Source organism: Pelagibacterium mangrovi (assembly GCF_036662815.1).
GTDB classification, from domain to species: Bacteria; Pseudomonadota; Alphaproteobacteria; order Rhizobiales; family Devosiaceae; genus Pelagibacterium; species Pelagibacterium mangrovi.
Window position 1 is genome coordinate 66,439 of sequence record NZ_JBAFXA010000004.1, and the last position, 24,801, is coordinate 91,239.

Here is a 24,801-nt window from a genome sequence, read left to right on the forward strand (position 1 = left end):
TGGGCGGATCGTGCAGGCAATAAATCCGCCGCTGCGATTGGATTTGCCCCGGCGACCTAGAGCGCCCATCCATGGAGGAGAATCATATGAACCGCAAATTCACGGCCGTCCTGGCCGGCGCCCTGATGGCGACGACCGCCGCTGGCGCTTTCGCTCAGGACACTGCCTCGACCGGTGGCGAAGCCGGACCTATCCATTTGCGCGACATGGGAAATTTCTATGTCGGCGCGGAATATTCCGAGCCTGATGCCGAAGGCAATGTGTTCGTCAAGAACCAGATGCACGTCGAATTCTACCTGCCCGAGGAACGCCAGCACGAGCTGCCGCTCATCCTCGTCCACGGCGGCGGCGGCCAGGCGTCCGACTGGTACTTCACCCCCGATGGCCGCGACGGCTGGCGCGATTATTTCCTCAACGCCGGCTTCGACCTCTACATCGTCGACCGCCCCGGCTACGGCCGCTCCCCGGCCTCTCCGGAATATGGCGAGGGCGAATTGACCGCCGTCCCGAGCGCTCTGATCGCCCGTCTCGCCGCCGCCAGCAACTGGCCGGAAGGCGAGGTTGGTCCGGAAAGTGAGAGCATTCTCAACTGGGTAGTCGCTTCCTCCACCACCCCCTATGCCGGCAATGAAGTGGCGGCCCAGAACATCGCCGAGCTGCTCGAACAGGTCGGCCCGTCCGTCCTGCTGCTCCACTCGGCTGGTGGCGTCAGCGGCTTTTGGGCCGCCGACATGCAGCCGGAAAACGTCGCCGGCATCATCGCGTTCGAAGCCAGCGGCTCGGATATGCTCTCCATTGCCGAGGGCCTGACCTTCGAACCCGCCCTGGCCGAAGGTTTCGAACCCGTCCAGAATGGCGATGGCTGCGACGTGCAGGCCGACGATGCCGTCAGCACCCTTCCCAATTTCGCTGACATCCCCGTGGTCCTGATCGGCGCTCCGGACAGCTTCCTCGCCGAACCCCTGCCCTGCCGCCTGGTCGCCATGCAGCAGGCCGGCATCGATGCCACGCTCGTCGATTTCGGCGAACTCGGCGCCCCGGGCACCGGCCACTTCGCGATGGCCGAAACCAACAACGCCGACTCGGCCCAGGTCATGATCGACCTCGCAGCCCAGTTCGCCAACTGATCCCAAGTCAGTGCGCCGGACCTCGTGTCCGGCGCATTTATCCATCAAGGCCCGCGCGGATATTCCAGTTGCATGGCAACCACATCCGCCGTCCGCGCCCCATACCGTTCTCCAATCTCACCCAGCGTAAAATCGAGCACATCTGCCGGCGACTGCTCGGGAAAACTCAGTATCTCGCTCGGCCGGACCGTCGAATCGGGCACGATCCGAACGCCATTGGCCGTCACCACCGCATCGGATGACGCAGCGAATGTGACCGCGCTCGACCGATAGGTCCGCGACCACGCATCGGCGACAAGCGCGAGCGACACCTCGTCGATTCCCCTCGTCAACGCGATGCCCCACCGGTCGCGGTTCCAGAACGCAAGCGTATTGGCCAGGATTTCCGTCGCGAACGGGCGCGTAAACCTGAACGCAGCGCTGTCATGCCGCCCATCCCAGGCCTCGATCCCCAAATCCCGCGCGACCTCCTCGGCCTTCGCGCGCCCGGCAATCGCCTCGATCAGCGTCAGCATCATCGGCATGGACGCCGAAATCCCGGTCGTGGTGACCACATCGCCGTCCGCAACCATCCGGCGATCGGCGACATAGTCGATAGCCGGGCTGCGCTCGAGCATTTCATTGAGGTAGTACCAATGCGTTGTCGCCCGCTTGCCATCGAGCAACCCCGCTGCAGCAACCACCTTCGCACCCGCGCATATGCCAAGGATCACCGCACCCTTTTCCGATTGGCTCATCAACCACGCGAGCACCACCGGATCGTCATCACGGCTCATCGCCGGCACGATGACGTAATCCGCACCGCCGGGATGCCGGGCATCGAACTCGGCTATCGTCGCATCGGGCTCCACCCTGAGCGCCGGATAAAGCTGCACCGCCCCCGGCTCCGTCGCCAGCATCACGACGTCCGCCACATCGGCGCGCCGCAGGATGCCGGTGGGCATCAGATAGTCGGTGGTTTCCGTGGCGTCGTTGAGCCCGATCACCGCAACCAGCGGCCGCTCGCCCGTTCCAGGGCTGAGCATATCAAGCATGGCGTCGGTTTCCTCCCGCGGCACCATCGGAACCTCAGCCGAGGCCGTTGCGGCAGGCAGGCTGAAGACCCATCCGGCAAACCCCACCAGGCACAGAACGAAGAGCGTTACACCGCTCCAGATAAAGACCGATCTCGACATGAGCGTTTCTCCAGCGGCTGGAAGGTCATCCACACCTTAGCCCCAGCGCCCTATGGCAGAAATGACAAAATTATGGTATTTCCTGCCAATGCATCACATCGTTTTCATCGTCTATCCGGGCTTCGAACTGCTCGACACCGCCGGCCCCGGCTCCGTGTTCAACGGCGCCAACCGCGCACTGGATCGGCAGGAACGCAATGCCTTCTATTCAATTGCGCTCGCCTCGGCTCAAGGCGGTTCGGTCGAAAGCAGCAGCGGCGTCGCCGTCGAAACCAGGCCGATTGCCGAGGCTGGCGATGCCCAGACCGTGCTGGTCGCCGGAGCGGAACAGGACCCGCTTCTCGACGCCCTGGCCGATCCCGCCCTTCGCGCCGCCCTGCCCCATCTCACCGCAACGGCCGACCGCTTCGGTTCGGTCTGCAGCGGCGGTTTTCTCCTCGCCGCGCTGGGGCTGCTCGAAGGGCACCGCGTCGCGACCCATTGGGATTCCTGCCAACCGCTCGCCGACGCCTTCCCGGCGATCTCGGTCGATCCCGATGCGCTCTACGTGACCGATGGCCGGCTGTGGACTTCCGCCGGCGTCACCACGGGCATCGATATGGCGCTGGCCATGGTCGCCGAAGACCTCGATGCGGGAATCGCGGGAGAAGTCGCCAAACGGCTGGTTCTTTATGCCCGACGCCCGGGCTACCAGTCCCAGTTCAGCCCGGTCCTGCAGGCGCAGGTCAAAGGCGCCGGCCTTTTCGCCGATCTCGTGGGTTGGATACAGGCCAATCTCGACACGCCCCTGGACGTCCCTTCGCTCGCCGAACGCGCCGGTCTCAGCGAACGCACGTTCCATCGCAAATTCGTGGCGGAAACGGGCATGACGCCGGCCCGTTTCGTCGAAACCGCCCGCCTCGACGCCGCGCGCATGCTGCTATCGCGCGGGCTGTCGCTCAAATCGGTCGCCGCGCGGGTCGGCCTGTTCCCCACCGCGCGACTTTCGGAAATCTTCGAGCGGCGGTTCGGCGTAACCCCACGCCTGTTCCGCGACATGCATGCGGGCCTCTAGCGAAAACTAGACCCTCACCACTCCGCCATCCGTCCGGGTCAACATGGCCCTCGCGCCCGGCGTCGTCGCGAGGATAGCCGCCGCGCGATCCTCGCCGGCCACGAACAATGCCGTCGCCAGCGCATCGGCGTCCATGGCGCGCGGCGCAGTCACCAAGGCCTCCGCCAGCCGGTTGGCGCTCAGCCCGGTGCCGGGATCGAAGATATGGTGATGCTTCCCCGTCGGGTCGAACACAGTGCCATAGCCGCCCGAAGTCGCCGAAGATTCATCGACGAGTTCGATGGTCCGCCCCGTCTCCCCGTCGGAATCCCTTAGCCCCACCCGCCAGGGCCGGCCGTCGGGATGGGTGCCGAGCACGCGGGTTTCCCCCAGTTCGACAACCACATGGTCGAAGCCCTCATTGCGCAGCAGGTCGGCAACCACATCGGTGATATAGCCCTGCGCGATCCCGTTGAGCGTCACCGCCATGCCGGGCGAGGCAAACCGCACGCCATTCCCGGTCAGATCGATGCGGCGATAGTCCACAAGCTCCCGCGCCGCGTCGACCACTCTCGGCGGCGGCCCGGCCGGATCGGCCACGGGACTTCCAAAGTGATCCTCGTAAAGCGTCCAGAACGGCTGCACCGTGGGATCGAACGCACCCCCGCTCGCATCCGCAATGGCGCGCGCCCTTTCCAGCACCGACAGCATGTCACGCGAAGCGCCGGCCAGAGCGCCATCGCGATTGAGGCGCGAAATCTCGCTGCCTGGCCGATAAAGGCTGAATACATTTTCGAGCCGGCTCACCTCGGAGGCCATGCGCGCCAGCGTGCGCTGCGCGTGCCCGGCATTGGCGTGCCAAAGGCGCATCGACGCCTCCGCCCCCAGCGCTTCGCCATGCCATTCGTGGAACGTTGGCTGTGGCCCGAACAGCCGAAAGCCGACGACCCCCACAGGCAGCGCGGCCGATGCCGCAAGAATCTTGAGCACCTGCCGCCTCGAAGGGCCGCGCCGGCCGGAAACCGAAGGATCGAGCGTCGTCATAACTGCTCCTCTACACGGTTGCCGGCGGCACTTTGCCGTTGAGCGTCATCACCAGAGGCCGACGCAGGCCGGGATTGGCGGCCCGTTCGCGCCGCTTCCTGTCTTGCGCCAGCGGCGGGCAGCGATGGTCGTCGTAATATTCGACCTGGCAATCGAGGCACTGGAAGCACTCGGCCATGACGATCTTGCCGCTCCGCTCGATTGCCTTGACCGGGCATGAGCGCTCACACAGATGGCAACCCCCGACGCCACACTCGGGCCGGCGCTTGAGGAAGGTGAACAGATGCAGCCGGTCGCCCAGCGCCAGAACGCCGCCCAGCGGGCACAGGAAACGGCAGAAGAAGCGCTCGGTGAACAACCCCATGACCAGCAGCACCAGCGCATAGGTCACATAGGGCCAGGGGCGGGTGAAGGCCGAGGTGATCGCCGTCTTGAACGGCTCGACTTCCTCGACGCTGGCCAGCGCCTCGGGCACCGCGAAGGCCGTGCCCACGATCAGCGCGGCCAGCCCGTATTTGGGCAACCACATCCAGCGCTGCATGTTTTGCGAGGGATTCCACACCGGCAACCGCAGCAGCCGCGCGATCCTCGATGTCAGCTCCTGCAAGGCCCCGAACGGACAAAGCCATCCGCAAAACACGCCGCGCCCGATCAAGAACAGTGAAAGCAGCACATAGATCGAAATCACCACGATCAACGGTTCGGCCAGATAGAAGCCGAGATCGGCCCCCTCGAAAGGAGCCCTTATATAGTTGACGATATGGACGATCGAAAGCTGCCCGCCGGCGATCCAGCCCAGCCACACCAGCGTAAAGACGAGGAACCCGGTGCGAACCCAGAGATGCAGCTTGCGGTTGCGCGAAAGCTGGTGCTGGAAAACGAAGATCAGCGTGAGAACGATCAGCGCAGCGGCCAGAATACCCAGTTCGAGCCCCGAATCGAGCCATGCCTCTGCCCAGGGCGGCAACGGCTCGACATAGGGCATCAGCACGGCTTCTTCCGGCACCTGATAGGTCACCGGAAATTCTACCGTATGCTCGACGCCCGCCGCATCGGTCGCGTGCACCATCAGAATCACGTCGAAGGGCGCGAAAGGATCGAACCCCGAGCTCAGCGGAATTGTAAAAAGCCCCGAATGGCGGACGATGGGGCCGCCCGAACGTTGGACGGTCGGGCCAACCCGCTGGAAATCGTCAGCGAAGAATTCGAGTTCCAGATCGCCCTGCTCCAGCCGGACCCGGTCGAACCTGTTTTCGAATTCAGCCGACTCATACTCGCTGCCCCGGAAGTCGTAATAGCCGCCCGACATGACGGCGAGCATCACCACATCGTCGGGTGCGGATTCGACCACATCCGAATAGGCGCTGGCCACGATGACGTTGCGCCCGATAACGGGCGGCGTCGCCAGCGCGACCACCAGCTCGGTGTAGCGGTCCTCCCCGCTTCCCCTGTCGAGAGGCACGTCCATTTCGACGGGGGTGACACCCTGTTCGGCAAAGGCGGCGCTCACGTCCCCGAACGATATAAGGCGATTGGAGACCGCCCCCATTTCCAGCAATTGATCCCAATCGAAAAAGCTGAATGTGATCCGGTCGAGCGTCGGTTCGGTGATCGGCGGGCGAGGATCGTTGGCCCGCAAGATGATGCGGCCCGCATCCATGATGCCCGCCCGCATGTTCCGCGCCGAAACGGTGGTTCCCTGCACGAAATCGGGTGTCAGCGGCGCCGTCGCGGTTCCATCGACGGGATAGCCCACATGGGCATCGAGGAATTCCCCCAGCCGCGCGACGCGCTGGGGAAATCCGGTAAGATACGGATCGTGCTGCCTGATAACCTTGGCGCCGGTCAGATTGCCGGCAAGGTCCATGCCCGCAATGGCGTCGAACGGTATCGGCGAATAGCTTCGCGCCCGGACGATATCGAGGGTGGAAAAGATGTAGCCGACCTGCTCGTCCCCCACATAGACGCGCAGATAGGGCGGCGCGCCGTCCGACAGCTCGAACCGGTCTGCGTCCGGAAACAGCGCCTCGCGAATTTGCGACGTGGCGCGCGCTTCGAGGGGTCGCGTGGCCTGCGCCCAGGCAGCATTGGCCGCCAACGCGAAAACCAGCGCCACCGCGAACATCTTCAAGACGCGTGAAAAAAGAAAATCGCTTCGTCCGGTCATGTTCGCCCTCGTAAGGCCAAACGCCGAACCTGCAAGTCGGTATCCGAACGAATCGCCCCGATGATTCCGAAGCGGTTGTCGGCCGGAAGCGCCATTCCCGCCGTATACAATTCCATATGTCCTACTCCCACCCGACCGCCTCCTCTTTGGTCCGTTCGGGTGTCATGAACACATGGCTAGCATGGTGTAGCCTGCGCCAGCAAGTGGACGCTTATCGGGTGGTACGAGCTACCTAGCCGTAAAAAGAGCGCGCGAGAGTCAACACGGTCGCGCCCAGTCCGCGGCTCAGACCCCATAAGATCAGCCCCGCCATCACCGCCCCGATGATCAACCGGAAGCGGTTCAGCAGTTCGGCCAGGCGCGGCGCGATACCGATCAGAAGGTGCCCTGCCGTCAGCGGCAGAATCGGGATGAGGTTGACGAGGACGAAAGCGAGCGACGATCTTGCCGTCGTCTCCAGCAGGCCGACCACGGTCACGCCGAACGTTCCCCCGGTTAAAACGGTGAACGCCAGCGGCCGCAATTGCCACAGCGCCCAGCCGAGCGCGAGCGACGCCGCAAGCGCGAAAACCGCCACCAGCAGCGGCCCGGCCATCCGTCCCGCCAACGCCTCGCGCTCGATCGTGACGGGTTTCACCCAGCCGAACTGCGTGAAGAAAAGCGCAAAGGCACCGATCGGTTCGAGATGTCTGAAGGGATTGAGGGTCAGCCGCCCGTCATATTCGGGCCCGCGATCGCCCAGCAACCGGGCCGCGAGCGCGAGAAACAGCCCGTGAGTGGCGATGATCACCACGGCGGCGCAAGCCTGGTACAACAGGCGCTGGAACGAGAAATCGACAAAAGGGTTCATCGCTGCCTCCGGTGCCGGCTTTGGCCACCACCTCCGGTTAGCGCCAAAAACCGTTGAGGGAAACCCTTTCCGGACCGATGTTGCCGTTCATATTTTTGTTTCCGGCTATGGAAAACGCGGGCAAGCGGTGCCAAACTCGCGCTGTCATGTTAGCGTGTTCCAGGAGGCTTACCCAGGGAGCCTCCGCTATTGCATGTCGGCCTTCGGCCTCGCGCGCGGCACGGTGGAACAAAGTGATCGCTGCACAAATGCCATCACCCCCAATCTGGATGGCATTTGCTTGGGAGACATAACCTTTTTACGAAGGAGAAAGAAAAGTGACTGGCGAACTCAACGCCTATAAAAACCGGGGAGGGATGTCTGGCCGCACGCGCCTGCTTCTATCCGGTACAGCCCTAACGCTCGCGTCCTTTATCGGTAGTGCGGCCCTGGCTCAGGAATACACCACCGAGGAACAGGTCGCACGCGGCGCGACGGCCTACGCCCAGCAGTGCTCGACCTGTCACGGCCAGGATATCGTCAGCTCGATCGCCGGCTATCCGGACGCTTCGCTGTTCTACAGCTTCGTCTCGTCCGCCATGCCGGCCAACGCTCCCGGCAGCCTGCCGGCGCAGCAATATGCCGATATCGTAGCCTATCTCCTCAACGAGAACGGCTTCCCCATCGGCACCGAAGAACTTCCGGCCGATCCGGAAATCCTCGCGCAGATCGATCCGCGCAACATCGAAGCCGCTCCGGCTGGCGATGATGCCGCTGCCGAAGAAGAGCCGGCTGACGACGCCGCTGCCGAAGAAGCACCTGCAGACGACGCAGCCGCTGAAGAAGCCCCTGCCGAGGAAGCTGCCGCACCGGCCGCTCCCGCCGCACAGTCCGTACCACCCTCCATCGTAAGCCAGGTTTCCGAGTGGGAAGGCGAGTATTCGACCGTCACCGACGAGATGCTTCTCGATCCCAACCCGGCCGATTGGCTGCAGTGGCGCCGCACGGTCAACAACTGGGGTCACAGCACGCTCGACCAGATCAACCGCGACACCGTCGCCGATCTGCAGCCGGTCTGGAGCTGGTCGCTCGGTGAAGCCGGCCAGCAGGAAGTCGTGCCGATCATCCATGACGGCATCATGTTCGTCGCCACCAACAACAACTACGTCGAAGCTCTCGACGCGGTGACCGGCGACCTCATCTGGTCCTACACCCACAGCCGCCCCGAATTCACCGGCGGTTATCACAACAACCAGGCCATGCGTCAGAAGAACTCGGTCGCCCTCTACGGCGACAACGTCATTCTGACCACCGTGGACGCCAAGCTCGTCGCGCTCGACGCCCTCACCGGCCAGGTCGACTGGGAAGTTCAGGTCAACGATTGGGAAAAGGGTTACAGCTTCACCGCCGGCCCGCTGATCGCCGATGGCAAGATCTTCACCGGCACCTCGGGCTGCTCCATCGTGGGCACGGCAGGCGCTTGCTACATCACCGCGCATGATGCGACCAACGGTGAAGAACTGTGGCGCTTCAACATCCTGGCCGATCCCAACAATCCGGACGTCGACGCCAGCTGGAACGGCGTCCCGCCCGAAAACCGCTGGGGCGGCTCCATCTGGGCCACCGGTTCGTACGATCCGGAACTCGACATGACCTATTTCGGCACCGCGATTCCGCTTCCCTACGCGGAAATCACTCGCGGCACCGGTGACGGCGACGTGCTCTACACCAACGCGACGCTGGCCATCCATGCCGATACCGGCGAGCTGGCCTGGTACTACCAGCACCTGCCGCGCGACAACTGGGATCTGGACTCCCCGTTCGAGCGTATGATCATCGAAGCTGAAGTCGGCGGCGAAAACCGCAAGATGGTCGTCAGCACACCGGGCAAGAACGGCATCACCTGGGGCCTGGACGCGGAAACGGGTGAATTCATCTGGGCCGAGGAAACCATCTACCAGAACGTGGTTTCCGACATCGACCCCGAAACCGGCGTGGTGAGCCTCAACGAGGAAACCATCCCGACCGAGTTCGGTGAGCCCTTCACCTTCTGCCCGGCCATCCCTGGCGGCCGTCTGTGGCAGGCTACGGCATACAGCCCCGATTCGGGCCTGTTCTACCTGCCGGCAGCCAACACCTGCCAGACCAGCGCTGCGCAGCAGTTCGCCGAGGCTGCCCCCGGCACCTCGATGGGTCTGTTCCAGTCCTTCGGTGAAAGCCTTGCTCCGGGTGCGGAAGGCGTTGGTGCGATCCACGCTCTCCACGCAGCCGACGGCTCGGATGGCTTCGAAGTGCAGCAGGGTCCGCGCTTCACCTCGTCGATCCTGGCCACCGGTGGCGGCCTGATCTTCGCCGGCGACGCCGATCGCTACATCAAGGCGATGAACGACGAGACCGGTGAAGTGCTCTGGCAGCAGCGTCTGGCCGCACCGATCGGTGGTTCGCCCGTGACCTATGAGGTCGACGGCGTCCAGTATCTGGTCGTTGCATCGGGTCAGTCCAACCAGACTCACGCGACCTTGACCCCCGGCCTGGCTTCGCCGCGCATGGGTGGCAACTCGATCCACGTGTATCGCCTGCCCGACCAGGAATAATTTCCAGGTCCCAAGTCAACGGCGCCCCGGGAAACTTCCCGGGGCGTTCTTTCTTCCCCGCCGGCTCGCCAAAGGCGATCGGCCAGTCACCAATAAGAGTGAGTTCGTCCCATGCCCTTGCCCCACGCCGCCTTCTTGTCACGCGCAGCGAAATCGGCCGCCGTCGTTCTCCTGGCCGCGTTTTCGGCTTCGGGCGCGTCCGCGCAGATCACCGACAGGGTCGATTCCTCCTTGCTCGAATCCTGGCGCCTGAGCACGGGCAACCTCATTCGCTTCTGCCAGTACGAAAGCTCCCCCACCTTCGAATTCGATCAGGCCGTCGGCCAGGCCATCGCCGACAGCCTTCTGGTCAGCGCCGAATTCACCCCCCTGGGCGACGCCTATGGCATCGGCGGCGAATACGCCATCGAGGACCTGTTCGTCTCGCTCACCAATGATTGCGACATCATGTTGGGCATGGGTCTGGCGGCTGGCCTCTATCCCGTCGAATTCACGACAACGCGCGCCTATGTCGGCCTGCCCTACGTCCTTGCCGTCGCCGACCCCGAATTCGAGGCCCTGACCGACATTCCCGGCGACCGGCGCATCGGCGCGCTCGTCGGCTCCTACGGATTTTCCGCCGTGATGCGCTACCGGGCCACCCTGCCCGAGAACCAACGCTGGCAGCCGCTCCCCTATGGCGATACCGATCTCATGATGACCCGCCTGTTCGACGAAACCATAGCCGGCATGGTGGTTTACGGCCCGAGCCTGGTCGAATACCTGAACGAAAACACCATCGAAGGCGAGATTTTCGTCCATCCTCTCGAAACGCAGATCGCCGCCAATGTGAACATCGGCGGCATCATGCTTGCCCGCAATTCCTACCTGCGCACCCTCGTCGACGAGGCGATCGGTTTCATGGCGGAAGATGGCACAATCGAAGCGTTGCTGGCCGAACATGGCTATGAAACGCTCGCGGCGGCGCCCGGCGGTTATCAGTAACCGCTAGCCCTCTTCCGCAAAGAAGAACACTTCATCAATCTGCTTCCCGAACGTTCTGGCGATGAGATAAGCCAGCTCCAGCGTCGGGGAATATTTGGCGTTCTCGATGGCGACGATCGTCTGCCGGGTCACCCCGACCTTCGCCGCCAAATCCTTTTGCGTCATCTCGTCGGCGTCGAACCGCAAACGCCGGATGGTGTTGGTGATCCTGATCTTGCTCACGCGCTAGCTCCGATACAGCGCCATGCGCGTGACGCTTCCGCCCAGATCGCCGAGCGCGAAGCCGGCGAGAATGACGTTGAGCCCGATGAGCGGCGACCAGCCGAGCGCGAGCAAGGCCAGCGCCCCGATGAACCCCGCCGAGGCGACGATCATCGTCACCCGCATCCCCTTGATGCTGATCGAGCGGTCCCGCTCGTCCACCGTCGTATCGGGGTCTTCATCCTGCGTCGCGATTGAAAACACGATGTTGAAGAGGATCGTCACGACGATCGATGCCACGACGCTCGCGGGGATGACCCACAACACCGTCCGGGCCCACACCGCCAGCCCCTCATTGCCGGCAAAGGCCCCATCGCCATACATCGACATGATGAGCCAGGCAAAAAACGCCACGACGCAAAGATTTACGACGATGGCCGCAACCGTATTCCGTTCTTCGTAAGACATTTTGAAAGCTCGAACCGTTTCGTTGATCCGAGCACATGGGTATGATTATTTTGACCACGAGTCAAATTTATTTTACACGACGCAAAAGCCCCTCGCCCGCCGCCCTGCCCGTCGCAAGGCATGCGGTGAGCAGATAGCCACCGGTCGGCGCTTCCCAATCGAGCATTTCCCCCGCCACGAAAATGCCCGGCAGCTTGGCGAGCATGAAATCCCGGTCGACCTCCCCCCACACCACCCCACCGGCCGAAGAAATCGCCTCCGCAATGGGGCGCGGTGCTTCGAGCGGTATCGCGAGCTGCTTGATCTTGCGCGCCAGCGCCTGCGTATCGCCGCGCTCGGTGTCCGTCGTCAATTCGCGCACCAGAGCCGCCTTCACCCCATCGAGCCCGGCCCCCTTACGCAAGCGATTTGAAAAGCTCGCCTTGGCCGGCTGGCGCCCCAGATCGCGCTCGAGCCGTTCGAGCGAGCGTCCGGGCGCCAGGTCGATCACGAATGCCGCCGACCCAACCTCCAGCCTGTCACGGAGCCCGGCGGAATGTGCATAAACGAGGCTGCCTTCGATGCCATGCCGCGAAATGACGAACTCGCCGGTTTGCTCCCCGGCCATCACCGCTTTGACGGGCTGTCCGGCAAAGCGTTCGATGAAATGGTCGCTCCAGTTGACCACAAACCCGCAATTGGCCGCCCGAAACCGTTCGACGGATATGCCCTTGGCCTCCAGCCACGGCACCCATGCAGCATCCGATCCCAACCGCGGCCAACTCGCCCCACCCAGCGCCAGAACCACGGCGTCGAAAGTTTCCCGCACCGGTCCCGTCGGCGTCTCGAAAACGAAGGCATCGCCATCGAAGCCCACCCATCTGTGGCGGGTCGAAATCCCGACGCCCTGCCCTTCGAGCCGCCGCAGCCAGCTCCTGAGCAAAGGAGAACCCTTCATCGATGTGGGAAACACCCGGCCCGAAGACCCCACGAACGTTTCAATGCCCAGGCCCGCCGCCCACGCCTGCACGGCCCGGTTGTCGAACCCCTCAAGCGCGGCGTCCAGCCGCTCCCTCGCCCTGCCGAAGCGCGGCAGAAAATCCGCCATCGGCTCTGCGTGGGTCAGGTTGAGCCCCGATTTCCCCGCCATGAGGAACTTGCGGGCCACCGTCGGCATGGCTTCATAAACGGTCACGCGATGACCCTGCGCCGAAATCGTCTCGGCGGCCATCAAGCCCGCGGGTCCGCCCCCAATGATCCCGATGTGTTTGTCCATGGCTGCCCAGAACACCCTTTCGCGCCCGCTGTCAAACCGATAGGCTTGCCCATCACCTTGAGTCATCTCTCAAAAACACAAAGAGACCCGTCATGTCCGACTCACGCTCCAACGCCCCCATCAACGAAGAAAAGCTCGACAAGCTCGCCCAGGTCGCCGTGCAGACCGGCCTGGGGCTCAAGGCGGGGCAAGACCTCCTCATCACGGCGCCGCTCTCCGCGCTTTCGCTGGTGCGCAAGATCACCGAGCACGCCTATAAGGCCGGTGCCGGCCTCGTCACCACGATTTATTCCGACGAGGAAACCACCCTCGCCCGCTACAAATACGGCAATGACGACGCTTTCGACCATGCCGCCGATTGGCTCTACGAAGGCATGGCCAAGGCGTTCGGGTCCAACACCGCCCGTCTGGCCATCGCCGGTGACAACCCCATGATGCTGTCCGAGCAGGACCCTGAAAAAGTCTCGCGCGCCCAGCGCGCCAATTCCCGGGCCTATAAGCCCGCCATCAAGAAAATCACCGGCTTCGAGACCAATTGGAACATCGTCGCTTTCCCCGGCTCCAAATGGGCCCAACTGGTCTTCCCCGATCTGGGCGAGGATGAAGCCGTCTCCAAACTTGCCGACGCGATCTTTGCCGCTTCGCGCGTCGATCAGGCCGATCCGGTCGAAGCCTGGCGGGCTCACAACGCCAATATCCATGCACGCCGCGACTGGCTGAACGAGATGAAGTTCAAGGATCTTCATTTCACGGCGCCCGGCACCGATCTCGTCGTCGGCCTTGCCGACGATCACGAATGGGCCGGCGGCGCGTCGCTCGCCAAGAACGGCATCACCTGCAACCCCAACATCCCCACCGAGGAGGTGTTCACGACACCCCATGCCCGCCGCGTCAACGGCCATGTGCGGTCCACCAAGCCCCTTTCGCACAACGGCACGGTCATCGAAAACATCGAAATGGTTTTCAAGGATGGCGTCGCCGTCGAAGTGCGCGCGTCCAAGGGCGAAGAGGTCTGGAACAAGGTGCTCGATACCGACGAAGGCGGCCGGCGCTTGGGCGAAGTGGCGCTCGTTCCCCACTCCTCGCCCATCTCGCAATCGGGCATCCTGTTCTACAACACGCTGTTCGACGAAAACGCCGCCTGCCACATCGCCATGGGCCAGTGCTACACCGAATGTTTCGTGGATGGCGACAAGCTCAGCGAAGATGAAGTCGCCGAAAAGGGCGGAAATTCCAGCCTCATCCACATCGACTGGATGATCGGGTCCGGCGACATGGACATCGACGGCATCACCCACGACGGCAAACGCGTCCCCGTCTTCCGCAAAGGCGAATGGGCCAATTGACACTCTTGGACCACTCCCCTGTCACCCCGGGATTTATTCCCGGGGTGACAGCAGCAGCCTATCCACAGCCAGCCAGGCGATTGGCATCCCAGTCCCCTACCTTACCATCCTGTCCAACATTTCATCGGCGGGACAGCATGAGGTGAGGTGAGCATCCCTAGTCTCCAATGCGTCGGCGCCCCTCGCGCCTTTCAGCAAAGGAGACAGACACATGAAAATCATCACCAAAACCGCCCTTGTGGCTTTGGCCGCCGCCTCGATCGGCGCAACGAGTTTCGCTCCGGCATTCGCGCAGCCGTTCGGCGGCGGTCACCATGCAATCCAGCGCGTTCCCGGCGGCGAGGCCAGGAGCTTCCGTCCCGGCCCCGATGCCTTCGGAGGGTTCGGCATGGGAGGCGGCCTGATCGGCATGTTCCTTATGGGCAACGCCGAAGTGGTCGATATCGCGGCCGTCCGGCTCACGCATCGGCTCGACCTCAGCGACGAGCAGCAGGAGCTTCTCGAAAACCTCCGCCTCGCCGCCCTCGATGCCCAAGGCCAAATCGCCGAAATTCGCGAGGAATTCTCGTCCTCGGACGAAGATGCGGCCACCGCATCGGATATCACCGCCCGCTACGCCGCGATGGTCGCCATGACCACAGCCCGCGCGGAAGCATTGGAAGCCATCCAGCCCAGCTTTGAGGCCTTCGTGGAAAGCCTCGACGACACCCAGCTCGAAACCCTGACACCCCAGCACCCCGGGCGCCCGCACGAGGGTGGTCCGCGCACCATGCCTGAAGCCGAGGGCTAAGCAGCACCCTGCCCGGCACGCCACGCCGGCGTGCCGGCAATCAGGCAGCGGCGTCCTTGGAGGGGCTGTTGGCCGACGCCGTAAGATCGATCGCCACATGGGCATTGGGGTCCCCAAAGCTCAGCCACGCCTGCGACAACGCCTCGAAGACCGGCCCAGCATCGCCGGCCAGCCGCGTGCAATAGTTCTTGGCGCGGTCGAAGACCGGAGACGCCTTGAGAAAATCGATGCAGCCGTAAATCTCGCCCATGTAGTCGGCCGGCCCCAGCGGATAGAGCGAGAACTGCACGGCAATTTTCCGTCCGGTCTGTTGGGCGTCCGCCACCGCTTGCGCCGCTCTTTGCTTGCGCTCCTCCAGCGCCAGATCGAAGGCGGAAGGCTCGGCGGGCTCGCAGATATCCATGTCCGGCTCGCCGGGGCAACCGCGCGAAATGGTGGCATGAAGCGCTACATGATGCCCGCTCGCCGCCGCCGCGACGAACATCTCGCGCATGGTCGGGAAAATCAGCTCGGGCGGCCCGACGACCAGCGTCGAAATATCGTCGGTCTCGATCCGCAGCCGGTCCCGGAACGGCTCGATCGCATCGATGGAAGAAAGGATGACGGGGACGAAATCGTCCGCCATGACGTAAAGGGAGATCTGTGCACCGCACTTCATTTTCGCCTCGCTCCGCTGGCATTATCCAGATCAGCTAAAGGGTTGGATGCTTGGGTTTCATCCTCTCAGCCCCGGCCATACGGGGCACCCCTGTCGATACTCACGACCTACCACGGGGCCCGCTCCCGAAACAATCGCCAATTTCCCTCTTTGACCCCGCGCCCGTTTGCCTGCACTCTTGGCGAACGGTTCTGGAGATTGATGATGCGAACTCTGGCTTGTCTGATCGTAGCGCTCGGCATCGTTCCCGGCGTCGCCCTGGCCCAGGGCGAAGACGCCGCCGAAAGCGAAGCCTATGAACTTTTCACCGCTGCCTTTACCGAATTCTGCGAGCTCGACAGCGGATCGGCCGCAGCCGACTACTATCCGCCCGAAAGCTGGGAGCTGAGCTGGGAAACGGATTATTCCGACGAGCCGGAAACCGCGACGCTCTATCGGTTCTTCTGCGGCGCCGGCGCCTATAACGTCAATCAGATGTACTACATCGAAACCGACTACGGCGGCCCGCAGCCTGTCTCCTTCGCCTCTCCCCATTTCGAAGTGGTCTATGAGAATGACGACTTCGAAGGCGCCGTGGTGGACATTCCGATCACCGGCTACGACAGCCAGTTGATCCTCACCAACTCCGAATTCGATCTCGACACCGGCACCATCACCAGCCACGGCCTCTGGCGCGGCATCGGCGATGCGTTTTCAGGCGGAACATGGCAATTGTCCGAAGGCCAATTCATCCTCAAGCGCTTCGAGGTCGACGCGCAGTACGACGGAGAAATCCGTCCCAAGACTCTGGTCCGCTTCGACTGAGGAGCCGGCCCATGTCCACCCCCAAGACCCGACCCAGCGAAAACAGCGTCGCCGAATTCATCGACGCCGTCGAGCCGGAACAGAAACGGAAAGATTGCTGGACGCTGGTCGAAATGATGCGCGAAATTACCGGTGCGGAGCCGGTGATGTGGGGCTCATCGATCGTGGGTTTCGACACCTACGTCAACACCCCGTTCAACACCACCAACCCACCGGCTAACTGGCCCATCACGGGTTTCTCGCCCCGCAAGGCCAATCTGACCCTCTACATAACGCCCGGCTTTTCCCGATATGGCGAGTTGATGGACAAGCTCGGCAAGCACACGACGGGAAAATCCTGCCTGTATATCAAGAAATTAGCGGATGTGGATCAAGTTGTTCTCAAGGAGCTTGTCTCCCAGTCGGTGGCCTATATGCGCGCCACCTACCCCGCGAAATGAAGAGACCGCAGCGCCGGGCGGACGGCTGCGGTCTCCCTATATGCCTCCGCCGCGCTGTTGAGGGCTTGGGGGACTACAGCGGAAGCTTTGTCCGCTAGTGCATGGGCTCGTTTGCCAGTCCAGCAGACACATTCAATATCGTGCGCCAATGCGGCGACAAAAGGCCCAATCACCGAACTGTGATATTTCCCAGGCTTAATCGCCGCCCATTGCACGCGCCGCCCGAAACTGGCATGCCTTGCGGTTAAACAAAAACAAGAACAGGACGCACCGATGAAACTGGTAACCCCGCCGCCCCTGCCGCTCAAATCCTTCTCGGACCCGCTCCGGGCCTGGGAATATGTCTGCGAAATCTACGATCGCAACACCAGCTTCATCCGCGATCACCTGCTCAACCTCACCAAGGGCAAAGTCCCGCCGGGCAAGGTGCGCGCGCACTATCCCAAGGTGCAGGTCCTCTCCACCAGCTTCCAGCAACAGGCCAGCTCCCGCCTCGCCTATGGCTTCCTGCATAGCCCCGGTCTCTATCAAACCACGATTACCCAGCCGACCCTGTTCCACAAATATCTGATCGAGAACTTCTCGCTGATCCTCAAGAACCACGGCGGAGAAATCGAGATCGGCGAGTCCGAAACCCCGATCCCGCTCCATTTCGCCGTCGATCCGAAAGAGCGCGTGGAAGGCGACGTGCTGCTCGATATCGGCGTGCCGCTTCGCGATATCTTCGATGTGCCCGACCTCGCTCATATGGACGACGAGATCGCCAATGGCACGTTCATCCCCCCGGCAGGCGGCCCCTATCCGCTGGCGGCCTTCACCGGCCCGCGCGTCGACTATTCGCTTCATCGCCTCAACCACTACATGGCGACGACGCCCGAGCACTTCCAGAACTTCGTGATCTTCACTAACTACCAGTTCTATATCGAGGAATTCACGCGCCTCGCCCACCAATGGATGAGCGAAGGCCACGAGTTTTACGAAAGCTTCGTGGAGCCCGGCAACGTCGTCACCATGAATTCGCGGCTGGGCGGAGGCACCACCGGCGTCGCGCCGGCGCGCCAATCACAGATGCCGGCCTACCACCTCAAGGCGTCCAATGGCCGTGGGATCACCATGATCAATATCGGCGTCGGCCCCTCCAACGCAAAGACAGCGACCGACCACGTCGCCGTCCTGCGCCCCCACGCGTGGCTGATGCTCGGCCACTGCGCCGGCCTGCGCAACTCGCAATCGCTGGGAGATTACGTGCTGGCCCACGGCTATGTGCGGGAAGACCACGTGCTCGACGACGACCTACCGGTGACGGTTCCCGTTCCCGCCCTTGCGGAAATCCAGGTCGCCCTGCAGGAAGCTGTCGAAGAGATCACCCATCTCGAAGGCCTCGAGGCCAAGGCGATCATGCGAACCGGCACCGTGTTCACCATCGACAACCGCAATTGGGAATTGCGCGACCAGAGCGAAATCACCAGACGCCTGTCCCAATCACGTGCCATCGCGCTGGATATGGAAAGCGCCACCATCGCCGCAAACGGCTTCCGCTTCCGCGTGCCCTACGGCACGCTGCTCTGCGTGTCGGACAAGCCGCTGCATGGCGAACTCAAGCTTCCGGGCATGGCGTCCGACTTCTACCGCACCCAGGTCAACCGCCATCTGCTGATCGGCCTCAAGGCCATGGAAATCCTGCGAAACCAGCCGGTCGAACGCCTGCATTCACGCAAGCTGCGATCCTTCGCCGAAACGGCCTTCCAATAAGAAAAGGGCGCCTCAGGAAGGTTTTCAGCAAAAGTGGATACCACTTTTGCGGTTCGAAAACCGACCAACGGACATCCGGACCGTTTCTCTGAACGGTCCGGCGTCCTTTTCATTTTCAGCCTTTGAGAGCGAGGCTTTCGTTCGCCGTAATTGCCGTCATGTTGACGATGCCCCGGCTGGTAACCGACGGCGCAAGGATATGCGCCGGGCTTTTCGTGCCCATCAGGATAGGCCCAACCGGAAGTGCGTTATTCATTTCCTTGAGTAAGGTCATGGAAAGGTTTGCACTTTCAAGATTGGGAAACACCAGAAGATTGGCTTCACCCTTGAGCGCGGTATCGGGGATATAACGCTCGCGCAGAGACTGGTTGAGCGCCAGATCGCCCTGCATTTCGCCTTCCACGATCAGGTCCGGCGCGACATCCTTGAGCTTGCGATAGGCCTCCTGCATCTTGTCGGAGGTCTCCCCTTCGCGCGAACCGAAATTCGAATAGCTCAAGAGCGCCGCCCGCGCCTCGATATTGAAGCGCCGCAGATGGTCGCGCGCCTGCAGCGTGATCGAGACGATCTCGTCGGCGGTCGGGTCGATGTTCACATAGGTGTCGGCCAGGAAGAACACGCCGCGCGGCATGATCAGCATCGAAAGGGCCGAGACGTCCGAAACGCCGTCGGAAGTCCCGATCACCGACTTGATGTCGCGAACATGCTTGATATAGCGCCCCTGCAGGCCGCAGATCAGCCCATCGGCTTCCCCGCGCTTGACCGCCAGCGCGCCGATCACCGTGGTGTTGGTGCGCACGATGGTCCGCGCCGTATCGGGGGTTACTCCGCTCCGCCCCACCAGCGAATGGAACAGAGAGACGTAGTCCTTGTAGCGCGGATCGTCTTCGGGGTTGATGATCTCGAAATCCTTGCCGGGCTCGAGCTGCAGCCCGAACCGTTCGATGCGCTGCTCGATGACGAACGGACGCCCGATCAGGATCGGCTGCGCAATCCCTTCTTCGAGAACCACCTGTGTCGCGCGCAAAACCCGCTCGTCCTCGCCATCGGCAAAGGCGATGCGCTGCCCCGCCCCCTTGGCTCGCTCGATCATGGGCTTCATCACCATGCCCGACCGGAAGACGAACCTGTTGAGGCTATCCTTGTAGGTTGCGAAATCGGTGATCGGCCGACGCGCCACACCGCTGTCCATGGCGGCCTTGGCGACGGCAGGCGCAATGCGCAAGATCAGCCGCTGGTCGAAGGGGTTGGGAATGAGGTAGTCCCGCCCGAAGGTCGAAGGCGCACCGGGCACGGCCTCAAGAACCGGCTCATGGGCCAGCTTGGCGATAGCGTGCGCCGCAGCCGCCTTCATTTCCTCGTTGATCGTGGTGGCCCCCACGTCGAGCGCGCCCCGGAAGATGAAGGGGAAGCACAGAACGTTGTTGACCTGGTTGGCGTAGTCCGACCGGCCCGTGCAGATCATCGCATCGGGACGCTCTTCCCGCGCGATTTCGGGCATGATTTCAGGCACGGGATTGGACAGTGCCAGGATCAGCGGGTCGGGTGCCATATCCTTGAGCATTTCACGCTTGAGCGCGCCTGCCGCCGAAAGACCCAGGAAGATATCCGCACCTTCCATCACTTCGGCCAGCGAAGTCTTGTCGCTGTCCTGCGCAAAGGCACCGCGCCAGCGATCGACCGAATTGTCGCGGCGCGTCGTCACCAGCCCTTCGCGATCTGCCACCCAGATGTTCTCACGCTTGGCACCGACCGCGATCAGCATGTTGAGGCAGGCGATCGCCGCAGCGCCGGCGCCCGAGGTGCAGATCTTGACCTTGGAAATGTCCTTGCCGGCGATCTGCAGGCCATTGAGCACCGCTGCGGCAACGATGATCGCGGTGCCGTGCTGGTCGTCGTGAAATACGGGAATCGGCATGCGCTCGCGCAGCGCTTCCTCGATTTCGAAGCAGTCGGGCGCCTTGATGTCTTCGAGATTGATCCCCCCGAAGCTGGGCCACATCGGCGCGACGGTCTCGATGAATTTCTTGGGGTCCTGCTCGTCGATTTCGATATCGATGGAGTCGATACCGGCGAATTTCTTGAACAGAACCGCCTTGCCTTCCATCACCGGCTTGGAGGCCAGCGCGCCGATATTGCCAAGCCCGAGAACGGCCGTGCCGTTTGAAATCACAGCGACCAGATTGGCCCTGGAGGTATAAATCGCTGCGGTCTCAGGGTCCTCGACGATTTCCTCGCACGGCGCCGCAACCCCCGGAGAATATGCCAGGGCCAGGTCGCGCTGATTGGCGAGCGGCTTGGTCGCCGTGATCTCGATTTTGCCGGGCTTGGGATGCTGGTGGAAATGCAGGGCGGCTTCCTTGAGCGCCTTCTGCGGATCGCGCGGTTCGTCGGTCATGCCGTCTCCTCGGACTTGGGCGTTTCCAGCAAAAGTGGGTCACTTTTGCGGTTCGGAAGCGCGACCAAAAAATGACTGGAGAATCTTGGCGTTTCCTCGAAATACCAAGATTCTCGGCGGCAGATACCTGCCATCAATCGGCGGAAAAGGAAAGGCATGGCGGCCCATTTCTTGGGTCTAGGCAGCCTTCAAGCCAGGAGCGAGGTTGCTTTGGTGCCCACCGGGCCGGAGTGCGTTGGCGAGAACCAGGAATGCGGAGAGCTTCATGGGCGGCGCGAACAGATATCCTTGCGCGTAAATGACGTTCTTGGCGCGCAGATAGAGGGCCTGTTCCTGCGTCTCTACGCCCTCGGCAACCACGTCGATATCGAGTTCCCGCGCCATAGCGATCAACCCATCAATCACCGGCACCGGCGTATCGACGTCCTTGATCATCTCAACGAAAATCTTGTCGATTTTGATGATATCGATGCCCAGGGTTTCGAGATACGCGAGATTGGAGTGCCCCGTGCCCGCGTCGTCCATCGCGATCCGCACGCCCAGCTTGTGCATTGCCGACATCACGCGATTGGCGGCGCTCCTGTCGTCGAGCGGACGGCGTTCGGTAATCTCGAAGACGAGCTGCCGATACGATATCCCGCTGCCTTCGAAGATCGATTGAATGTCGTCGACGATCGACCCGTCGCGGAAATGACCCACGAACAGATTGATGGAAATCTTGAAATCCGGAACGCTGCGGCAGATGTCCTCGAGGTCGTAGCGGACCTGTTCCATCAAGCTCAGCGTCATGGGGATGGCAAGTCCCGACATTTCCGCATAGTCGATAAACGCACCTGGCGGAATGACTTCCCCGTTTTTCTTTATCCAGCGGATCAGGACTTCGCACCCTGTCAGCTTGCCTGTCTTGAGGTTGATGACGGGCTGGTAATAGGGCTTCATGTCGCCGGCGACGATCGCCCGTTCGAGATCAAAAGCGACGATATCGGCCTTGCGCGCGTACTGGATGGCGAGCACCAGAATAAGCACGCCCAGAAAACAGGCGGCGATCGTAAAGCCTATGTCGAGTTGGGAATAATCGGAGCGGACCTGGGAAAATTGCACCGCAGCCTCAGCCTTGAGCGGAATTTCTCCAGCAAACGATCGGGCGAAGAGATAATCGCTCCCCTCGGTTTCCCGGTCCACGGTCTGGTCGCCACGCAGCAATATCGAGGTGCCGCTCGTCAGCGCCACCCGAAGGTAGCTGATGTCGGCAATCAGGCGCACCGCATCACGCAGCAACATCGGCGATGCGATGACAAGAACGGAAACAGCGCGCTCGCGCCCGAACCCCTGCGTGATCTTGAGAAGCGGCGTATCGCTGCCTTCGATCGTCACGACGCTAAGCGTCTCGGTAAAACCGGGAATCGCGAGATTCTCCGAAAGCACGCGATATTGCACCGTGTGATCGAACCCCGAGCAATATTGAACGCCGTCATTGTTTTCGACGATCACCTGACGCAAAAACGGATTGGCGCCCAGTTCCCTGTCGACATTGCCAAGAAAGGTCGCGGCACACAACGAAGGGCTGTTCGCCAGAATGCGCCGCAGGGCCTGCACGCCCTCGTGCACCGTCACCTGCGCGTCATGCGTGATCGCATCGACGACCGACTGTAGCTCGCGCGTCTCGCGCGCCTTGACGTATCCATCGAGCACATGATCGACCGCCACCACTGGCAGGAATGCCAGCAGCGCGACGATAAGCAACACTATCTGCGAAAAACGCGACCGCAACGATCTGCCCGCTCGTACCGAACCCCAAGGACCGACACTAGCGGGCAGGTTTTAACCGCGCATTAAGCCAACGACGTCCGGCAGGACGCGATCAGTTGGCTTTTTTCTCGGCCGGCAGGTTGAGCCGCAGATGCAATTCGCGCAATTGCCGTGCCGAAGCCTCGCTCGGCGCCCCCATCAGCAGGTCTTCCGCCTGCTGGTTCATCGGGAACAGCGTGATCTCGCGCAGGTTTTGCACCCCACACAGCAGCATCACGATCCGGTCGACGCCAGCAGCCATGCCACCGTGTGGCGGCGCGCCATACTGGAACGCCCGATAGAGGCCGCCGAAGCGATCTTCCACATCCTGACGCGACAGCCCGACCTTTTCGAACGCCGCAATCATGGTTTCGGGCTCCTGGTTACGGATCGAGCCCGAAGCGATCTCATATCCGTTGCAGACCGCGTCGTACTGATAGGCCTTGATGGTCAACGGATCTTCGCCATCCAGCGCTTCGCGCCCGCCCTGCGGCATGGAGAACGGGTTGTGGGCGAAATCGAGCTTCTTTTCGTCCTCGTTCCACTCGTAGAATGGGAAATCGACGATCCAGCACAAAGCGAAGCTGTCGAGATCGATCAGTTCGAGATCGGTGCCGACCTTGGTGCGCGCCGCTCCGGCGAATGCATGGAACTTGGCGGGCACGCCGCAGACGAAGAAAACCGCATCGCCGTCATTGAGCCCGAGCTGGCTCCGGATCGCGTCCGTGCGCTCTTCGCCGATATTCTTGGCGATCGGCCCCGATCCCGCGCCATCCTTGAAGAAGATATAGCCCAGGCCCGGCTGGCCTTCGCCCTGCGCCCAGGCGTTCATGCGGTCGCAGAACGCCCGGCTGCCACCGGTCGGCGCCGGAATGGCCCAGACTTCGACCTTGGGATCGCCAGCAATCTGGTTGGCGAACACCTTGAACCCGGAATCGCGGAAATGCTCGGTGACGTTTTCCATCTCGATAGGATTGCGCAGGTCGGGCTTGTCCGAACCATATTTGCGGATCGCCACGTCATAGGGAATGCGCGGGAATTCCTGCGTAACGGCCTTGCCGTCGGCAAACTCCTCGAACACGCCGCGGATCACCGGTTCCATAGTCTCCCAGACCTCTTCCTGGGTGACGAAGCTCATTTCCACGTCGAGCTGGTAGAATTCGCCCGGCAGGCGATCGGCGCGGGGATCTTCGTCGCGGAAGCACGGCGCGATCTGGAAATAACGGTCGAACCCGGCCACCATCAAAAGCTGCTTATACTGCTGGGGCGCCTGCGGCAGCGCGAAGAACTTGCCCGGATGGATGCGACTGGGCACCAGGAAGTCGCGCGCGCCTTCGGGCGAGGATGCAGTAAGGATCGGCGTCGAATATTCCCCGAACCCGATCTCGCCCATGCGGCGGCGCATCGAGGAGATAATCTGAGTCCGCTTGACGATGTTGGCGTGCAGCGTTTCGCGCCGCAGATCGAGGAAGCGATAGCGCAGCCGCGTATCCTCGGGATAATCGGGCTCCCCGAACACCGGCAGCGGCAGCTCGGCGGACTTGCCGAGCACTTCGATCTCGCGGATGAACACTTCGACTTCGCCGGTCGGCAGCGTCTTGTTGGTCGTTTCGGGCGTACGGGCCTTGACCTCGCCATCGATGCGAACGACCCATTCGGCGCGCACCGCCTCCGCGTCCTTGAACGCCGGGGAATCCGGATCGATCACGCACTGGGTCAGGCCGTAGTGGTCACGCAGGTCGATGAACAACAGCCCACCATGATCGCGGATACGATGCACCCATCCCGACAGGCGTGCGGTCGAGCCGACATCTGCCTTCGTGAGCTGGGCGCAGGTATGCGAACGATAGCGATGCATCACAAAAATCTTTCCGAAACGGAGTGGGAATTTGTGCCGGAAAAGCGCATGCGGGGGCTCGATTGTCAAGCGCGATGAGGCATGGAGGGT

At 62.3% G+C, this 24,801-nt stretch carries 20 protein-coding genes and 1 riboswitch; of the genes, 9 read left to right on the plus strand and 11 right to left on the minus strand.

Going from position 1 to position 24,801, the window contains the following annotated elements; genetic code table 11:
* Positions 1–86: 86 nt before the first annotated feature.
* Positions 87–1,127, plus strand: coding sequence for an alpha/beta fold hydrolase (locus V4T21_RS07930; protein WP_332715219.1), 1,041 nt, complete (start codon positions 87–89; stop codon positions 1,125–1,127).
* Between the two features lie 44 nt (positions 1,128–1,171).
* On the opposite strand, the gene V4T21_RS07935 is transcribed toward V4T21_RS07930, so the two are convergent.
* A complete protein-coding gene (locus V4T21_RS07935) occupies positions 1,172–2,302 on the minus strand; it encodes a DJ-1/PfpI family protein (protein ID WP_332715221.1) in 1,131 nt (376 codons plus the stop codon).
* Positions 2,303–2,390: 88 nt separating this feature from the next.
* Between V4T21_RS07935 and V4T21_RS07940 the strand changes: the two genes are divergently transcribed.
* Positions 2,391–3,356, plus strand: coding sequence for a GlxA family transcriptional regulator (locus V4T21_RS07940; protein ID WP_332715223.1), 966 nt, complete (start codon positions 2,391–2,393; stop codon positions 3,354–3,356).
* A gap of 6 nt (positions 3,357–3,362) precedes the next feature.
* On the opposite strand, the gene V4T21_RS07945 is transcribed toward V4T21_RS07940, so the two are convergent.
* The 3 genes from V4T21_RS07945 to V4T21_RS07955 form a co-directional block, all read right to left on the minus strand.
* Positions 3,363–4,379 carry an FAD:protein FMN transferase gene (locus V4T21_RS07945; protein WP_332715225.1) on the minus strand — a complete coding sequence of 339 codons (1,017 nt, stop codon included), beginning with the start codon at positions 4,377–4,379 and terminating at the stop codon, positions 3,363–3,365.
* Between the two features lie 10 nt (positions 4,380–4,389).
* A complete protein-coding gene (locus tag V4T21_RS07950) occupies positions 4,390–6,546 on the minus strand; it encodes a 4Fe-4S binding protein (RefSeq protein ID WP_332715227.1) in 2,157 nt (718 codons plus the stop codon).
* 232 nt (positions 6,547–6,778) lie between these two features.
* Complete coding sequence (locus tag V4T21_RS07955) at positions 6,779–7,396, minus strand: zinc metalloprotease (protein WP_332715229.1); 618 nt, start codon at positions 7,394–7,396, stop codon at positions 6,779–6,781.
* A gap of 317 nt (positions 7,397–7,713) precedes the next feature.
* On the opposite strand from V4T21_RS07955, the gene V4T21_RS07960 reads away from it, so the two are divergent.
* Both V4T21_RS07960 and V4T21_RS07965 read left to right on the plus strand, forming a co-directional pair.
* On the plus strand, positions 7,714–9,969 hold the full coding sequence (locus V4T21_RS07960) for an outer membrane protein assembly factor BamB family protein (RefSeq protein ID WP_332715231.1): 2,256 nt from the start codon (positions 7,714–7,716) through the stop codon (positions 9,967–9,969).
* 111 nt (positions 9,970–10,080) lie between these two features.
* On the plus strand, positions 10,081–10,953 hold the full coding sequence (locus V4T21_RS07965) for a transporter substrate-binding domain-containing protein (protein WP_332715233.1): 873 nt from the start codon (positions 10,081–10,083) through the stop codon (positions 10,951–10,953).
* Between the two features lie 3 nt (positions 10,954–10,956).
* On the opposite strand, the gene V4T21_RS07970 is transcribed toward V4T21_RS07965, so the two are convergent.
* From V4T21_RS07970 to V4T21_RS07980, 3 genes are all read right to left on the minus strand, one after another.
* Positions 10,957–11,175, minus strand: coding sequence for a helix-turn-helix transcriptional regulator (locus V4T21_RS07970; RefSeq protein WP_440589639.1), 219 nt, complete (start codon positions 11,173–11,175; stop codon positions 10,957–10,959).
* A gap of 3 nt (positions 11,176–11,178) precedes the next feature.
* The gene (locus V4T21_RS07975) at positions 11,179–11,622 is read right to left on the minus strand and encodes a hypothetical protein (protein WP_332715235.1); all 444 of its coding nucleotides are present in this window, start codon (positions 11,620–11,622) and stop codon (positions 11,179–11,181) included.
* A 67-nt stretch (positions 11,623–11,689) separates the two neighbouring features.
* On the minus strand, positions 11,690–12,877 hold the full coding sequence (locus V4T21_RS07980; RefSeq protein ID WP_332715237.1) for a TIGR03862 family flavoprotein: 1,188 nt from the start codon (positions 12,875–12,877) through the stop codon (positions 11,690–11,692).
* A 92-nt stretch (positions 12,878–12,969) separates the two neighbouring features.
* Between V4T21_RS07980 and V4T21_RS07985 the strand changes: the two genes are divergently transcribed.
* Complete coding sequence (locus V4T21_RS07985; RefSeq protein WP_332715239.1) at positions 12,970–14,223, plus strand: aminopeptidase; 1,254 nt, start codon at positions 12,970–12,972, stop codon at positions 14,221–14,223.
* A 211-nt stretch (positions 14,224–14,434) separates the two neighbouring features.
* On the plus strand, positions 14,435–15,013 hold the full coding sequence (locus tag V4T21_RS07990) for a Spy/CpxP family protein refolding chaperone (protein ID WP_332715241.1): 579 nt from the start codon (positions 14,435–14,437) through the stop codon (positions 15,011–15,013).
* Positions 15,014–15,053: 40 nt separating this feature from the next.
* On the opposite strand, the gene V4T21_RS07995 is transcribed toward V4T21_RS07990, so the two are convergent.
* Entirely contained in the window at positions 15,054–15,671 is a 618-nt protein-coding gene (locus V4T21_RS07995) for a YkoF family thiamine/hydroxymethylpyrimidine-binding protein (protein ID WP_332715243.1), read from the minus strand.
* A riboswitch (TPP riboswitch) is annotated at positions 15,662–15,773 on the minus strand. (Overlaps the previous gene by 10 nt.)
* A 99-nt stretch (positions 15,774–15,872) precedes the next feature.
* On the opposite strand from V4T21_RS07995, the gene V4T21_RS08000 reads away from it, so the two are divergent.
* The 3 genes from V4T21_RS08000 (at position 15,873) to V4T21_RS08010 (ending at position 18,667) form a co-directional block, all read left to right on the plus strand.
* On the plus strand, positions 15,873–16,475 hold the full coding sequence (locus tag V4T21_RS08000) for a DUF1176 domain-containing protein (protein ID WP_332715245.1): 603 nt from the start codon (positions 15,873–15,875) through the stop codon (positions 16,473–16,475).
* An 11-nt stretch (positions 16,476–16,486) separates the two neighbouring features.
* Positions 16,487–16,915, plus strand: a complete 429-nt coding sequence (locus V4T21_RS08005; protein ID WP_332715247.1) for a DUF1801 domain-containing protein — start codon at positions 16,487–16,489, stop codon at positions 16,913–16,915.
* Positions 16,916–17,188: 273 nt separating this feature from the next.
* Complete coding sequence (locus V4T21_RS08010) at positions 17,189–18,667, plus strand: AMP nucleosidase (RefSeq protein WP_332715249.1); 1,479 nt, start codon at positions 17,189–17,191, stop codon at positions 18,665–18,667.
* A 115-nt stretch (positions 18,668–18,782) separates the two neighbouring features.
* Here the strand turns inward: V4T21_RS08010 and V4T21_RS08015 are convergent, their stop codons facing one another.
* The 3 genes from V4T21_RS08015 to aspS form a co-directional block, all read right to left on the minus strand.
* Complete coding sequence (locus tag V4T21_RS08015; protein WP_332715251.1) at positions 18,783–21,065, minus strand: NADP-dependent malic enzyme; 2,283 nt, start codon at positions 21,063–21,065, stop codon at positions 18,783–18,785.
* A 177-nt stretch (positions 21,066–21,242) separates the two neighbouring features.
* A complete protein-coding gene (locus V4T21_RS08020) occupies positions 21,243–22,808 on the minus strand; it encodes an EAL domain-containing protein (protein WP_332715253.1) in 1,566 nt (521 codons plus the stop codon).
* Between the two features lie 118 nt (positions 22,809–22,926).
* The gene (gene aspS, locus V4T21_RS08025) at positions 22,927–24,711 is read right to left on the minus strand and encodes an aspartate--tRNA ligase (RefSeq protein ID WP_332715255.1); all 1,785 of its coding nucleotides are present in this window, start codon (positions 24,709–24,711) and stop codon (positions 22,927–22,929) included.
* Positions 24,712–24,801: the final 90 nt, after the last annotated feature.